This window comes from Nonomuraea sp. PA05, assembly GCF_008086045.1.
In the GTDB taxonomy this organism is placed as follows: domain Bacteria; phylum Actinomycetota; class Actinomycetes; order Streptosporangiales; family Streptosporangiaceae; genus Nonomuraea; species Nonomuraea monospora.
Genome location: NZ_VSEY01000105.1, coordinates 1 through 1,109, shown reverse-complemented (window position 1 = coordinate 1,109; position 1,109 = coordinate 1). Strand labels below are relative to the sequence as shown.

General features: G+C 70.6%; 1 protein-coding gene. It reads right to left on the bottom strand.

All coding sequences use genetic code 11. The features are described 5' to 3' along the window. The coding region (locus FXF51_RS60215; protein ID WP_148443836.1) for a transposase at positions 1–1,040 on the bottom strand (1,040 nt) is incomplete at its 3' end. Positions 1,041–1,109: the final 69 nt, after the last annotated feature.

Below are 1,109 nucleotides of genomic sequence, written 5' to 3'. Positions count from 1 at the left end.
GTGGACGGGCCGGTGGACGGGCCGGTGGACGGGCCGGTCAGCAGGTCCACGCCGACCACCGCCTCATGATTGTTCTGTCCTGCGGCCATGGTCAGCCGGACGCCGGTGAACAACCCGGTATCGGGTTCGATCACGATGTGGGCCTTGTAGCCGTCCTGGCGCTGGTGCACGGTCTTGTGCACGTGCCGGGTCTGGGGATCGACGGTGGAGATGATGCGGTCAGGGGCGACCTTGCGGGCGATGCGCCAGCGCCCGTCGGTGCCGTCGGAGCCCTCGGCCGGCTCGACGTCCTGGCCGGCCACCAGCGCCAGCAGCGCCAGGGCCTGGGCCGCGTCGTCGTCCAGCTCACCCGCCAGCGCGGCCGTCTCGAACGCCGCCACCACCGTGAGTGCGTCGTTCACCAGGGCAGACACCAGCTGCTGGCGCGCCTGGGCATCGTCCCAGGCGATCGCGGGTTTGCCCCGGTCGCCGTAGTCGGCGGCGTGGCAGCGTTCGGTGATCAGCGAGGCGGCGCCGGGCACCTGCCGGCCCGCCCGCCGGATCGCCGCGATCAGCTGGGTGATGGTGTCCTGGGTCGCGACCGCGTCCTCCAGCACCGCCGAGTCCAGCACCCGCCGCATCCGGCCCCGCAGCGCCCCACTGGCCGCGGCCACCTGGCCGACCCGGGCGAAGATCCGGTTCGGATCGCCGGACCGGCGCAGCCGTTGCCGGAAATACACCAGCAGCGAGGGGTCGAAACCCCGATCGTGCAGGCCCAGCCCGCAGGCGGCCTTCCACCGCAGATCACACCGCACCGCCAGGGCCGCTTCAGGATCGGAGCTGTGCAGCAACGCCTGCAAGACCGTCACACACGCCAGCACCTGCGGCGGAACACTCGGCCGGCCATCGGTCGCCGCATACAGGTCGGCGAACATCTCCTCGGGCAACAGCTCATCGCGATGCTCGGCCAAGAACGCGTACACGCTGCCTGCCGGGATCAACTCCCGGCAGGTGCTCCACACATCCGGCCCCACCGGCCGCTCGCGACGATGCCCCATCATGCTGCCCAGCCTGACCCCCGAACTACATGATCGGAAGCCTGACCAGCAACATCTTCAGAAGTCTCCTAG